10 protein-coding genes are annotated in these 13790 nt (G+C 69.0%); 6 read left to right on the top strand and 4 right to left on the bottom strand.

The window, feature by feature from the left end; all coding sequences use genetic code 11:
- Window positions 1–685: 685 nt before the first annotated feature.
- The gene (locus BLW57_RS00535; protein WP_093471335.1) at window positions 686–1411 is read right to left on the bottom strand and encodes a chaplin; all 726 of its coding nucleotides are present in this window, start codon (window positions 1409–1411) and stop codon (window positions 686–688) included.
- Window positions 1412–2023: 612 nt separating this feature from the next.
- Complete coding sequence (locus BLW57_RS00530; protein ID WP_093471333.1) at window positions 2024–2287, bottom strand: hypothetical protein; 264 nt, start codon at window positions 2285–2287, stop codon at window positions 2024–2026.
- Window positions 2288–3379: 1092 nt separating this feature from the next.
- On the opposite strand from BLW57_RS00530, the gene BLW57_RS42925 reads away from it, so the two are divergent.
- The 4 genes from BLW57_RS42925 to BLW57_RS00510 all read left to right on the top strand — a co-directional run bounded on the left by BLW57_RS42925 (window position 3380) and on the right by BLW57_RS00510 (window position 8155).
- Window positions 3380–3529: a helix-turn-helix domain-containing protein gene (locus tag BLW57_RS42925; protein ID WP_218138101.1), complete on the top strand. Its 150-nt coding sequence runs from the start codon at window positions 3380–3382 to the stop codon at window positions 3527–3529.
- A 1269-nt stretch (window positions 3530–4798) separates the two neighbouring features.
- On the top strand, window positions 4799–6196 hold the full coding sequence (locus tag BLW57_RS00520; RefSeq protein WP_256339776.1) for a sugar transferase: 1398 nt from the start codon (window positions 4799–4801) through the stop codon (window positions 6194–6196).
- Between the two features lie 163 nt (window positions 6197–6359).
- Window positions 6360–6953: a DapH/DapD/GlmU-related protein gene (locus tag BLW57_RS00515; RefSeq protein ID WP_093471332.1), complete on the top strand. Its 594-nt coding sequence runs from the start codon at window positions 6360–6362 to the stop codon at window positions 6951–6953.
- On the top strand, window positions 6950–8155 hold the full coding sequence (locus BLW57_RS00510; protein ID WP_093471331.1) for a glycosyltransferase: 1206 nt from the start codon (window positions 6950–6952) through the stop codon (window positions 8153–8155). The genes BLW57_RS00515 and BLW57_RS00510 overlap by 4 nt, the downstream gene beginning before the upstream one ends.
- 3 nt (window positions 8156–8158) lie before the next feature.
- On the opposite strand, the gene BLW57_RS00505 is transcribed toward BLW57_RS00510, so the two are convergent.
- A complete protein-coding gene (locus BLW57_RS00505; RefSeq protein WP_093471329.1) occupies window positions 8159–9367 on the bottom strand; it encodes a glycosyltransferase family 4 protein in 1209 nt (402 codons plus the stop codon).
- Window positions 9368–9399: 32 nt separating this feature from the next.
- Window positions 9400–10380, bottom strand: coding sequence for an NAD-dependent epimerase/dehydratase family protein (locus BLW57_RS00500; RefSeq protein ID WP_093471328.1), 981 nt, complete (start codon window positions 10378–10380; stop codon window positions 9400–9402).
- A gap of 257 nt (window positions 10381–10637) precedes the next feature.
- Between BLW57_RS00500 and BLW57_RS00495 the strand changes: the two genes are divergently transcribed.
- Both BLW57_RS00495 and BLW57_RS00490 read left to right on the top strand, forming a co-directional pair.
- Window positions 10638–12128 carry a hypothetical protein gene (locus tag BLW57_RS00495; RefSeq protein WP_256339309.1) on the top strand — a complete coding sequence of 497 codons (1491 nt, stop codon included), beginning with the start codon at window positions 10638–10640 and terminating at the stop codon, window positions 12126–12128.
- Complete coding sequence (locus tag BLW57_RS00490) at window positions 12125–13711, top strand: hypothetical protein (RefSeq protein ID WP_093471326.1); 1587 nt, start codon at window positions 12125–12127, stop codon at window positions 13709–13711. Before BLW57_RS00495 ends, BLW57_RS00490 begins: the two co-directional genes overlap by 4 nt.
- The last annotated feature ends 79 nt before the right edge of the window (window positions 13712–13790 follow it).

Genomic DNA, 13790 nt, shown 5'->3' with positions numbered 1-13790 from the left:
TGGCGACGCCGCCGGTCCACGACAGCAGACCATAACGTCACGAGCCGCGTTGCCGCCGCACTTCGGCCCCCCCGGCGGCCTCCCAGCCGACTCAGGAAGTACCCGGCAATGACCGGGCAGCCTGCGCGGCGCCTACTCCGCGACTTGCCCGCAGGCCCTCACACAGGTGATCGCAACAGCCCAGCGGCACGCTGGCCGCCGTCGCCAGCCGCAGTTTCCGCCTCAGAGCGACCAGCCCCCTCAGCCGGGCATCCTTCCGCAAGCACCAGACCCTCCGTTGCGGGCACGCCGGGCACGGGACTGCTGCGCGCCCCACCCTCGCATCCTGGTAAGAACGCGCTACGGGCCCCAGGAGGACATGCCATGAGGTCCTGGGGCCCGAACGGAAGGGAACGCACTCCCTTAACGACGCTGCGCCTTAAAGGACATGCGCTGGCCCACGCATTTATCCCGCAGCGTGAGGCCAGCCGTCGCAACGTCCGCAGCTGCGCGAAATATGAGGCCCCAAGCCGGTGACTGCGCCAGCGGGGCGAGACCCCGCTCAGTCATGGGGTCCTGCGTCCATTTGTTCCACCCGCACGTGGTGGCACCAGGATTCGCTGCTCACGAGTCGCCGGGATGCGGCTGCTGTTCGACAACCGAGGCTCGGCCCCACCGGAATGCCCGGTGGGGCCGAAGGGCCCCGTCAGAAGGAGCGGCCCGGGCGGCAGCGACGGTACAAAAGCCCGCCCGTAAGGAGGAGCGCGGCGCTGCCGGCGATAGCCGGGGTGGTGAGATCCGTCCCTGTGTGGGCCAGGGTGGGGGAGGCCCAATGCGGATGCGGAACCGGGTGGGACCGCGTCAGTGTCGGGGGCTTCGTTGCACGGGGCTTCGAAGACGGAATGTGCCGTGGCACGGAAGGACGGTCATCGCCGTTGACCGACTGGTTACCGAAGACCGGGTTGCCGACGCCGACTGCATTGATGCTGTTCCCGGAGACATTGACAGGCAGGTCGACCGGAAGCTGCAGACCGTTGCCTGAGAGAACCCCAGGCGAGTCGGTGACACGGCCGTGCGCCGAAGCACCCTTCGACGACGACGCCGATCCACTACCGCTCCCAGCGTCGTCGGACGACGCCGATCCGCTGAGGCTTCCAGCGCCGTCGGCGTGCGCTCCGCCCGTGTTGGTGCATGTGTTGCCCGCAGCCGGATTGAGCAGCCCCACGACGTCCGCCGTGTTGCCGCAGACGTTCACCGGCACGTTCACCGGCACCTGGAGGCTGTTGCCTGAGGCCAGCCCGGGTGAGCCGGCCGCCGTAGCATCGGCGTTGCTCCCGTCGGCCGCAAAGGCGGCGGATGCGGGGAGTGCTACTGCCATCGCACCGGAAGCGGCGGCGAGGGCGATCACACGATTTCGGGTAGCCCGTCTCATAGCGTCGTTGCCTTCCTGACATCATCGCGGGCAGTCACCCGCACCCCGTAAAACGCCTGAGATGCAGCAGGGTTATGGCCCTTTGGGCCACTGTGGTGAGGTGTGACGACGTGGAGGACAGTCAAGTGGCGGCATGGGAACCGACCTGCCGCGTACATCGGAAAGTGTGAAAATCGAGCGTGAAGACTCATGGCGGCCTGAACTCCGGAGCCTGTGTGCGCGTACACCCCTCAGCGCCCCTGTGATCCCGACTACGGGGCGGATCGGCTGACTTCGCAGAAGTGCTTGAACCACCTGCCGCGCGATGCACGGACTCGGCCACCGTCTCACGCCGCCGCCACATAATCCTCGATGCCGGAGATCTGTTGCACGGCATCTCACGTACCTCTGGGGGCCCACACCAGGGGCTTCTTGCCGTAGCCGTGGACGGATCGTCAGGACGGCCCTTGCGCGGAGCGGGGAAGCGGAAGACCTGGTCCTCGGGAAAGGCCTTGCACCAGACCTGGTGCAAGGCCTTCGACTTCTACTCGAGATGGGCATCAGGGGTCGAGGCGGCCGCGAAGTCGGTGCGATCAAGGCACCAAGACCCGGTTCCCAGCGTGACGAAGCGATCTACCAGCCGAAACCGCATTCGGAGCCGATATCGGTGAACTGCCCACCCGGGCTGCCTTCGCCATTGAACAGGTTTCCACCCAGTCCGTTGAAGACGCCCACCTCACCGAGGATGTCGATGTTCAAGTCGTGCGACTTGCATCCGCCACCGTGCCCGCCACCGTGCCCGCCTCCGGCGGCCTGCGCGGTGGCCGGGCCGATGCCCATGACGCTGACACCGCCAATGATGGCGACCGCAACAGCGGCCTTGCGAAGCTTGCGCATGTCTCCTCCTTCAGCCGAGTAGAGCGCACCATCAAAGATCCACTGTGCGCTCATTTCGGAGGCTAGATCGGCGTGGCCCGCAGCGCTCATCGGAGGACCCATCCGGGTCTTGGACCCATCTGATCTCGAGGTTCGTCACCTGAGGCGGCAAGGTGCGTGATCATGCATCACTTCGGTCCTCAGCACCGTCGACCGAACTTCACGGGCCAGGGGGCAGACGTCGAGCCGTGCCGGCACTCTTGCAGCCACACGCCACGTACTGACTGGAAGGGCCGGATCTGGCGGCTCCGCCCGACCTAGCCGAGACCGAATCCGCTGCCGCCGGATGCTCTGGTGTGCCTGGCGTACGAGTACCGGTCTGGTCGTCAACGCCCCCGCCCGCACTGGCACACCAGATTCAGGCACCGCCCGACGATGCGCGCCTTCGTGTCGGCCATCTCACCGTCGTGCTCCTGCCCAGTCCGCCAGATGGGTGCCCCATACGGGGGATGCGTGCGCCACTCGGGGAGTAAACTTCCGCGGCTCGGAGCCGACCCGGCGAACCTGCTGACGGCGGTGGTCCGGCGGCCCGCAAGGGCGGCGAAACCTCGACGTGACTGGGTCGTCACCGCTGGACAGTCGAACCCCCATGGCCGGGCTCGCCGGCTGCCGAGTCCCCACCGCCGCTACGAGCGCACGTCGCCACCGGTCGGCGGACCTGGCTCGCTGCCTGTCCGGCCCCCAGATGAAGGGCTAGCGGCGGGGTGCGGCGGCCCAGCGGGAGGTCGCCTGCCAGCTTCACCGGTGCAGCCGGGCACCACCGACGGGCTGCAGTTGGTCGGGGTGTTCTCCCGGATGACGGTCCGTTTGTTCACCACAGTGCTTCCGGCGCCGTTGAACACACCTCCTGGAGCACTGGCCGCCGTGTTCCTCGTGACGCTGCTGATGCTGGGAACGAGCACGGAGCCAGGGTTGACCTGTTTCCTGAGCGCAGGCCTCGTCCTTTGGGGCGGGGTTAGCTCATCCCGGGTCGGAGCCGCGCAACGGCGGAGTTCGCTGACTGTCAGTGGCCGCCGCCATGTTGAACACATCAGCTGAAGGGGGGGTGATTCCATGCTGGCAGGGCGCAGTTACCGGCTCGAGCTAACTGGTGAACAGGCTGCACAGTGCGAGGAGTTCGGACACAGGGGCCGGGCCGTGTGGAACACCGGCCTCGATCAGCGTCGCCAGCACCGCAACTATGCCCCGCAGTGTAAGGAGTAAGCCGAGGCCAAGGGCGAGCACGAGTGGCTGAAGGCCGCCCCGTCGCACGTTCTTCAGCAGACGCTGAAGGACTTGGACCGGGCGTGCCGGGAGCACGGGACGTTCAAGGTCCGGTGGCGGTCCAGGGCGCGCTGGTCTCCCTCGTTCCGGTTCCCTGCCGGGAACCTCATCACCGTGGAATGCCTGGGCCGTACGTGGGGCCGGGCGAAGCTGCCGAAGCTTGGACGGGCCCGTTGCCGGTGGTCCCGCCCGATCGGTGGTGAGATCCGGTCGGCCACGGTGTCCCGCAAGGGCGGCCTGTGGTTCGTGTCGTTCCTCGTGGACGACCATGCCGTCACCCCCGAGCAACACGCCATCCTGTCCACGGCAGTGGGCATAGACCGGGGAGTCGCTGCGGCGGCCGTCACCTCCGATGGCGAGTTCTTCGACCGGTCGTTCATCACGCCCGGCGAAGCCGTCCGGTATCGGCGCCTTCAGCAGTGCCTGGCCCGGCAGAAGAGGGGAGCAGCGGCAACCGGCACAAGCCGATCACGGCCATGGGCCAGATCATGTCCCGCGTGTCCGACCGGCGCGGCGACTTCTGCGCCCGCACCGCCGCCCACCTGGCACAGAAGAACGCCCTGGTCGCCCTCGAAGATCTCGGGAAGAGTGGCGCTGCATCTGCCTGACGACGCCGATCCTGCGGCGATAAGTCGTTGTGCATGGCGGTACGACGTCCTGGCCCAAGCCGTACTCGACAGCTGGGTGCCGTAGTAGGCCTACGACTGTCGAGCGCGGGCAGAACAGCCGGCTGGTGATGCCGCGGCAGTGCGGACGCGGCGCTCAGCGGTGCCGCCGTTTGTTGGTGGTCTCCGGCGTGTAGCGGCCCTTTTCTCATGCCCATGCGTGGCATGTGGCTTCAAATGCGATATGGACACGGCTTACCTGCGCTTGCCGCAGGGCTTGGATCGGGTCGTCGGCTGACGCGGGCTGGCGGGCATTGTCTCGGTCGGCTCGGGGGGCGTCCTGCGCTGTCGTGGGAGTCACCATCGCGCTCCGGCTGAGGATTGCGTATCCAGACGCGTTGAATGATGTTGAGGATAAATCGGACATAGGGCCTATCCCTTGATATAAAGATCGCGTGAAGGTGTGGTTCCGGGGGTGCGGGAAGTGGGGCCCGCCAGCTGTCTAGGATCGGAGCTTCTAAGGAGAGGCATGAAGCCGTTCGGAATTGCGGCAACCCAGCAGGCGCCGGTTCTCCTGCCCCGTCACCGCACCCATCCGAAGGGCATGCCGTCGCGCTGGTACATTCCCGCTTCCGTGTGCGTGGATTTGGTCGGCGCGTCGTTGCCCGTCGCGGCTGCGATCGTGGAGGTCCAGGAGCCGCACCCCCTGCGTCTGGCGGCGGCCGCCGCCGTGTTGTGGCCGCTGATCAGAGTGGTCGGGAAGCGGTATACGCCCTCCGCGTGGGGTGACGGCGGCGGCTTGAGGGCCGTCATGCGGGATTGGCTGGTGCTTGTTGGTGCGCTGGCGACCCTGCGTGTGCTGTGTGGAGGGGAGAGCGTGCCGGCCGAGGCCTTCACCGCTTTGCTTCCCGCACTGGTTCTGACAGCGTTGTGCCGGAAGGTGATCTACCGTCACCTGCTGGCCGCCCGACGCAACGGCCGGGCTCTGCGGCATGCTCTGGTGGTCGGTGAGGGGCCGACGGTCGACGCGGTGGTCGCGCAGCTTGCCCAGCGCACCGACCACGAGTACGTGGTCGTGGGATCCTGCCCGGTCGGGGACGACGATGTGCTCTCCGGCGTGCCCGTGTGCCGACGGCTGTCGCGAGAGGCTCCGGAGAGTCCCGAGCAGGATGCGACGGCGGTGTTGGAGTCGGTCGACGTGCTCCCGGCTGACCTGGTCTTCGTCGTGGCGAGCCCTCAGATGTCAGGGGAGCGGCTGCGCCGGCTGTCCTGGGCCCTGCACGACCGGGGGTGTCCGCTGGTCGTGCTGCCTGGCATCGTCGACATTGCTCGCCGTCGGCTGCGGCTCACCTCGGCGGCTGGACTGACCCAGCTGCACATCCTGCCGCCGGCGCGCCGGGGCGTGCCGGTCCTGGTGAAGGCCGCGATGGACCGGGTGGGCGCGCTGTTGCTGCTCGTCCTGCTCGCGCCGCTGCTGCTGGCGCTGGCGCTGGCTGTTCGGCTGGGTTCGCCTGGGCCGGCCTTCTACCGGCAGTTGCGGGTGGGACGGGACAACACCCGGTTTCCTATGTGGAAATTCCGCACGATGGTGGTGGGCGCGGACCGGCTCAAGAGCGAGTTGGCGGCGTCGAACGAGAACGACGGCCACATGTTCAAGATGCGCCGTGACCCCCGTGTCACGCCGCTGGGTCGCATCCTGCGTCGCTATTCGTTGGACGAGCTGCCCCAGCTGTTCAACGTTCTCCTCGGTCACATGTCCCTGGTCGGGCCTCGGCCCCCAGTGCCTGAGGAGGTTCTCATGTACAACCAGATCGAGATGCGCCGCCTCCACGTGAGGCCCGGTCTGACGGGGCTGTGGCAGGTGAGCGGGCGCTCCGACCTCTCCTGGCATGAGACGGTCGCGCTCGACCTGCGGTACGTCGACAACTGGTCGTTGGCCGGGGACATGAACGTGATGGCTCGTACCGTACGGGCGGTGCTGGACGGGCAGGGCGCCTACTGAGGGCCGGCTTTCAAGCGGTGCGGGCGGTGGTTGGGCCCTGGAGGGGGGCGCTGCTCGGCCATCCGGGCCAGCCTGTCGGCAACACACCTGAATCACAGGTGGTACCGCGTGCGCGGCGTGAAGGATCGCGCAGGAGCATCGCCCCCCCGGGAAGGACACCTTCATGGCGAAGACCGTACCCGTTCCGCAACCCGGCGACGCCGCGGGGTCGTCCGCGGTGCATCGACCCGTCGTGACGCGGTGCCTGCGGAAGTTCACCGGAGCGGGATACGACAAGGGCCGACCCCTGCTCGTCCAGGCCGCCTGGTTCGCCGTCCTGCACCTGCTGTTCGTCAAGTGGTGGTTCCCGGCCCGCTGGCGCCCGGCGTTGCTGCGGGCCTTCGGCGCCCGCGTCGGCAAGCGGGTGCTGATCCGGCACGGGGTGCGGGTCCACTGGCCGTGGAAGCTGGACATCGGTGACGACGTGTGGCTCGGCGAGGGCGCCTGGATTCTCAATCTGGAGCCCGTCACCATCGGCAGCGACTGCTGCGTCTCCCAGAGTGCATTGCTGTGCACCGGCAGCCACAGCCGCCGCTCCGCCACCTTCGAGTTCGACAACGGTCCTATCCGGCTCGAGCCGGGAAGCTGGGTCGCGGCCCGCGCCGTCGTCCTGCGCGGCGTCACGGTTGGCCGGGGCAGCGTCGTGGGCGCGGGTGCCGTCGCCCACCGAGACCTTGCACCCGGTGCGGCGCTGACGGCCAAGGGGGAGTGGGCATGAGGCTGCTCCATGTGGTCACGCTGATCAGCGACGACGGAGCCTTCGGCGGTCCGCCGAGCGTGGCGATCGCCCAGTCGGAGGAACTGGCCGCACGAGGCCACGACGTGACCCTGATGGCGCTGTGGCGGGGGCGCGGGCGGGCACCTGAGCATGTGGGACCGATCCGGCTTCGTACCCGCCCGGCCCGTACGCTGCTGCCCCGTCGGGGCTTCATCGGCCTGCTCCATCCTCTCTTGGTGCGCGACCTGTGGCGGGCGATGGGCGAGACCGACGTCGTGCACGTGCATGCGGGACGTGACCTGGTTTCCCTCGCCGCCCTCGCCGTCGCCGCACTGCGCCGCGTCCCGTGCGTTGCGCAGACGCACGGCATGGTCGAGCCTCGTACTGCGCTCCCCGTGAGGATGTTCGACCGGCTATACCTGCCGCTGCTCCGGCGGACGCGCACCTGCCTGGTCCTTACCGAGCACGAGCGCCGGCTGGTGGCGGACGTCTTGGAGCCGGACGCCCCGCCGCTGCGGATTCTGCCGAACGGCATCCGACCGGCCCCGCCCGCTGCAGGGGAGCGGCAACCGCGCGAGCCGCACGTGCTGTTCCTGGCCCGGCTGCATCCGCGCAAGCGCCCCGAGGCCTTTGTGCGGATGGCCGCGTTGGTCCACCAGTGGGTGCCGCAGGCCCGGTTCACGCTGTACGGCCCGGACGACGGGTCGCTGCCCGCGGTGCGCCGGCTCATCGCCGACGGGCTGACCAACGTGGTCCGCTACGGCGGTCCGGTCGACCCCGCCGAGACACACGAGGCCTACCTGGGTGCGGCGGTCCATGTGCTGGCGAGTGTGGACGAGCCGTTCGGGATGACGGTCATCGAGGCGTTGGCCGCTGGCACGCCGGTCGTCTGCACCGACAGCTGCGGCATCGCCTCTGAGCTGGAGCGTCGCGGTGCCGCTCTGGTCACCGACGGCAGTCCCGAGGGCATGGCCGACGCGGTCCGTCGGCTGCTCGGTGACCCGGACTTGTGTGCGCGCATGGCGGAAGCAGGCCGCCGCGCGGTCGAGGACGTCTACTCCATTGTGGCCGTGGCCGACCGCCTCTTGGAGACCTATCGGGCGTGCATGCCACGTCGCGATGGGGCTGGTGACGTGCGGACGCCGGCAGGCCCGGGCGGAAACAGCCCTGAGCAGCCGGCTGCCAGTCAACCGGCCGGGTGATCGTCAGCGGCGGCTGCGGTACGTGTCCTCGCTCACCTGGCGCAAGATCTCCTCGAACCGGGACGCGCACCCCTCCAAGGCGAACTCCCGCTCGGCCAGCGCGCGGCTCTCCTTGCCCAGTCGCTCGGCACGAGCGGGGTCGGCAAGGATCTCCTCGACCCAGGCGGCGGCTTCGTCCAGCGTGGCCTCCTCGGGTGGGAAGACCGCTGACCCGGACTGGTGGAGCAGCCGCGCGGCGAGGTTGTCGGGGGGCATCAGCCCGAGTACCGGCCGCCCGGCGCACAAGTAGGACAGGGTCTTCGACGGTACCGAGAACTGCCCCGCCTCCGGCGCGAGAAGGACCACGAGAACGTCACCGCTGCCCAGCACCTCGGGCAGCCGTTCGTACGGCTGGAAGGGCAGCAGGGTCATGTCGACGCCCCGGGCCGCGGCGGTTTCGCGCAGCACGGGTACGGCGGGGCCGTCGTTCACGACGACGAGGCGCACTGGCACGCCCCGCTCCCGCAGCCTTTCTGCTAGTTGCACCAGAAGCGCCGGGTGGTGTTTGAGGCCGAGAGTGCCGGAGTACAGCACCGTGCGCACGCCGTCGAGTCCGTGCTCGGTGGACCATGCGTTGGCTCGTGGGACTGGGACGATCTCGTCCAGCGGTGCCCAGTTGGGAATGGCGGTGACCTTGTCGGCGGTGCCCCATTGCTTGTGGACCTGCACGAAGGAGTCGGCGATCACGATGATCGCCGCAGCCTGTCGCGCCGACCACTTCTCACCGGCCCCGAAAACCTTGGCGGCGATCCCCATCGACCTGGCGACATCGCCGGCGGCGAAACTCTTGAGCGCGACCGCGGTCACGTCCTGGTGCCACAGCACCCAAGGGATGCCCAGCCTGCGCAGTACTGCGGCGGTGGCGACGAGCACCGGGATCGGCAGATTGGACAGCAGGGCCACATCGGGTTTCTCCCGCACAACTTGCCGGGCGAGTTCGAGGCCGAGACGGGTTTCCTGAGCCAGCCGGCGGAAGTAGGCCTCCTTGCGCAACCGGATGCTGTCACCGATGGTGACGAAACGCAGACCGGCGCTGTCCCCGGCGAGGTTGCCCTTGCCGGAAACGTACGCCCGGCACGTCGAGTGGACGACATCGTGGCCGCGGCGTGCCAACTCCCGGCTCAGTTGGGCCTGGAACGGGTGGCCGCTGTAGTCGTGGACGAAGATCCTCATCGGTGGTCCGTCTCCTCACACGTGGCCGGTCATCACTGGTGGGAGCGCTTCACCTGGTCGTAGACCCAGGCATAGGTCTTCTCCAGGCCGTCGACCAGAGGGATCGACGGTTCCCATCCGTAGATCTCGCGGATCAGCGTGTTGTCGGAGTTGCGGCCGCGTACGCCCTGCGGGGCGTCGAGCCGGTAGCTGCGCTTGCAGCGGATGCCCGCGATCTCCTCGACGATGTCGACGAGCTGGTTGATGGTCACCAGTTCTGAGGAGCCGAGGTTGACCGGGATGCCGCTGCCTCCCTTCATGAGCATCTGCGTGCCGTGCAGGCAGTCGTCGATGTACATGAAGGAACGGGTCTGCTGGCCGTCGCCCCAGATCTCGATGCGGTGATCCCCGGACATGGCCGCCTCGGCCACCTTGCGGCATACGGCGGCGGGGGCCTTCTCCCTGCCGCCGTCCCAGGTGCCGTGGGGGCCGTAGACGTTGTGGTAGCGGGCGACGCGGGTGGTGAAGCCGTAGTCCTCCGCGTAGTGGCGGCACATCCGCTCGGAGAAGAGCTTCTCCCAGCCGTAGCCGTCCTCCGGCTGCGCGGGGTAGGCGTCTTCCTCGCGCAGCGCCGTGACGTCCGCATCGGTCTGCTTGGCGGCGGCGTAGACGCAGGCGGACGAGGAGTAGAAGTAGCGTTCCACGCCGGCCTCGTGCGCGGCTTGCAGCATGTGGGTGCTGGTGAGCACCGACATCATGCACGCGGCCTTGTTGTTCTCGATGAAGCCCATGCCGCCCATGTCGGCGGCGAGCATGTACACCTGGCGTGCGCCCTGTACGCCGGCGCGCGCATCGTCGAGGAGTGAGAGATCGGCGACCACGTTCTGGGCACCGTCGTGGACCTGGTACCACGCGTGGCGGGGCTTGACGTCGATGGAGCGCACGGTCAGCCCTTGGGCCAGCAGGTCTGCGACGAGGTGGCCCCCGATGAATCCTCCGCCGCCGGCAACGACGACGTCTACCTGCTTGGTCATGGGTGAACTCCTTGGGCCATCGAAAGATCTGATGGGTGATCAGTCAGTAAAGAAATACATATATGTCCCGATTTGCGGAGTAGGGCACGCCGTGCGATCTGCCGCATCACCCGATGACGGCGCTCGCCGGTTGGTCCGGGTCCGCCAACGCGCGCGCCTGTGCGGATGCAGCGGCCGTGGCGGCTATAACGCTTCTAATGAAGTTTGTGCCTAAATGCGCGAATGTTGGTGAAGTTCGAGTCGGCCGCCGCAGCGTCGTGCCGGTCGCCCTGTGGCTGCTGGCGCTGGCCGTTCTCCTGCCGGTCATGGTCCTGCAGGAGCGCGACGCGCCCGTGACGACGGCACTTGTCCTGCAGGGTGTCGTCGTGATGCACGCCGGCATTGCGCTCACCCGTGTGCTCACTGCTACGAGCGTGCGGCTGGTCGCCCTCGGCTTCTGGGTCTTCACCTACATCTGGTTCGGCCTGACGCCCCTCGCCATGCTCGCCACCGACGCATATCCCTGGGGCTACAGGGCGGGCGAGGAGACCTCCCTCACGGCCGTGGCCGTCGTCGAACTCGGACTCCTCGCCCACGGTGCGGGAACACTGTTCGCCGCTCACCGGGAACGCGCGCGCACTGTACACACGGATGCGCACAGCGGACGCACGGCTCTAGCCTCATCGGGAATGACGGAACGGCTGCTGTCCCGGCGGCTCGCGCCCTGGCGTCTGATCACGGTCTGCGTGCTCGTCCTCGCCCTCGCGACGGTGCTGCTGCCCGGACAACCGGGCGGACTGATGGCCTACTTCACCAGTCGGCAGGCTCTCGGTGAAGCGCGCGGGCCAAGCGGTTCGGACGGCGCCGCTCTCTCCTCTCTGCGCAGCTGGTCCCTGTGCGTACCCGCCTTCTGGGCGCTGCTGGGTGTACTGCACGTGCCGCGCCCGGCCGGCGGCGGCCACCTGCTGCGCCGCATCCGCAGCCTGCTGCTGCCGCTGCTCGTGGCGCTCAGCGTCGTCGTCAACAATCCCATCAGCAAGCCGAGATTCTGGGCCGGAACTGTGCTGCTGACCCTGCTGTTCACCATCCCCCGGCTGAACCGGCCCCGCGCTTTCCGCATGATCGGGGCCACGCTCGTGACGACCGTACTGATCGTCTTCCCCTACAGCGACTACTTCCGCTACAGCGACCGGGAGCAGATGACCGCCGTCGCCTCGCTCGCCACGCAGTTCACCACCAACGGCGACTACGACGCCTTCCAGCAGGTGCAGACCGGCATCGACTACGCGCGGGACGAGGGCTTCTCGCCTCGCCGCGCGCTGGGACCCGTCCTGTTCCTGGTCCCGCGCTCGGTATGGCCGGACAAGCCCGCAGATACCGGCATGATGCTGGCCCAGTACGCGCACTGCGACCTGCTCAACCTCTCCGCGCCGTTGTGGATCGAGAGCTACCTGTGGGCGGGCCCGGCTGCGGTAACCGCCGTCTTCTTCCTGCTCGGCGCGGCGGGACGCCGCATGGACGACGTACGGCACAGGTTGCGCGACCGCGCGGGCACCCTCGCGGTGCTCCTCGTCCCGGCCTTCGCCTTCTACCAGATCATCTTTCTGCGGGGCAGCCTGCTGGGCATCGTGGGCCCGCTGACGCTGCTCGTGACCATCCCGCTGCTCATCACCGTCCCAGCGGCCCGGACCGCGCGGCTTCCCTCGCCGGCGATGCCGCCCGCACCCATTCCGCTCGCATCCACCCCCGGAACAGGAGGGCACTCGTGACCGGCCCCCATCACTTCGACGGCCCGTACGACGAGCCGGACCAGATGCGCGACCAACTGCGCCGTCTTCTGCGTCACCGTGCGGTGATCGCCTCCGGGGTCATGGTGGGGCTCCTCGGCGGGGCGGGCCTGGCCTTGTCCGGCGCCCACACCTACACCTCCACGAGCGAGGTTCTCGTACGCTCCACCGCCGATCCCTTCGACACGGTCAGCGTGGCTGCCGACAACCAGGTCAGCATGGGGACCGAGCAGCAGATCGCCGGCAGCGCCGCAGTAGCCGTCCGTGCGGCACGCGCCCTGGGGCAGCCCGCGAGCCGGGCGGGCGCGCTCGAGCAACACCTGCGGATCACCAATCCGCCGAAGTCCCAGGTTCTCCGCTTCGAGTTCACCGCCGCCAGCCCCCAGCATGCGGCCCGCGGCGCCAATGCCCTCGCCGACGCGTACCTGGCCGACCGCAAGAGCCGCAACGAGGCCGCTGTGCAGCGGACCGCCCGCAGGGTGAAGGAACAGATCTCCGCCGTGACCCGCCAGGCGGCCAAGGAAAAGGAGAACGACGAGGGGGCCACGGACGCCACCACCCGGAGCACCCTCGACGCCCTGCACAAGCGCGCCTTCGAGATCACCTCCCGCGACACCACCGGCGGCGACATCGTCCGCGGCGGCAGCGTCCCCACTGCGCCCTCGGGGCCCGGCTGGGCCACCCTGCTCGCGCTCGGACTGCTCTGCGGCCTCGGCCTCGGCCTTCTGCTGGCCTGGCTGCGCGCGGCACTCGATGACCGCGTCCGGTCGGTGGAAGACGTACGCGCCGTGCTGCAGGCCCCGGTCCTCGGCCTGCTGCCGCCAGCCCCCATGGACGACGCTCTGCTGACGGTCGGTCACACCAGCGGTCAGCGGTCGGAGTCCTACCGCGCCCTGGCCTACCGCCTGCGCGGCACCCGGTTCCCGGCCGGCGCCGGCCGCTTCCTCGTCGTCGCTCCGCGGCGCGGCGCCGCAGCCGCGGAGGTGGCCGTGAACCTGGCTGCGGCCCTCGCCGAGTGCGGGGACGACGTGCTTGTGGTGGACGCTGACCCCGACACCCGCGGTCTCGCGGCCAGCCTGCCGCTTCTCAAGGACGGCAACCGCACGCCCGCCGAAAGGTCTGTGCGGCAGGGGAGTCTTCGCATCGATGCAGGCACGGCTGGGAGTTTCGCCTGGTGTTCCAGCGGCGGTGCCGGCGAGCACGGCCGCGGGGGTGTGTCCGCCGCCGTCCAGCGGGTGCTGCCCGAGGCCGGATCCTGCACCGCGGTCGTCGTCACCCGGCCGATGCTGGAGCACGCCGACGCCCTGGCGGTGGCCCAGCGCATCGACGGCGTCCTGCTCGTCACCCGCCTCGACGTCACCCTGCGCGAGGACCTCAAGCGGGTGCGCGAGCTGATCGGGTGCTCGGGTGCCACGTTCCTGGGCGCCGTGGCGGACTCCGGCCGTCGGCGCCGGCGTCTTGAGGCCGTGCTGCGCCCCTTCGGGCGCCGTCCTGCAGTGGAGCCGGCCGTGCTGCCCGTGGAACTTCCCGCGCAGGACGACTCACTCGCGGCCTCCCGCGGATGACCGCCTCCCAAGCTCCCCCCGCCCTTGCCGGGGACAAGGCCCCGAGCGGGGTGGCGGCTGCCGCCCGGGGCGGATGGTG

It is taken from the genome of Streptomyces sp. 1222.5, assembly GCF_900105245.1.
GTDB lineage: Bacteria > Actinomycetota > Actinomycetes > Streptomycetales > Streptomycetaceae > Streptomyces > Streptomyces albidocamelliae.
This window is presented reverse-complemented; position numbering and strand designations above follow the sequence as displayed.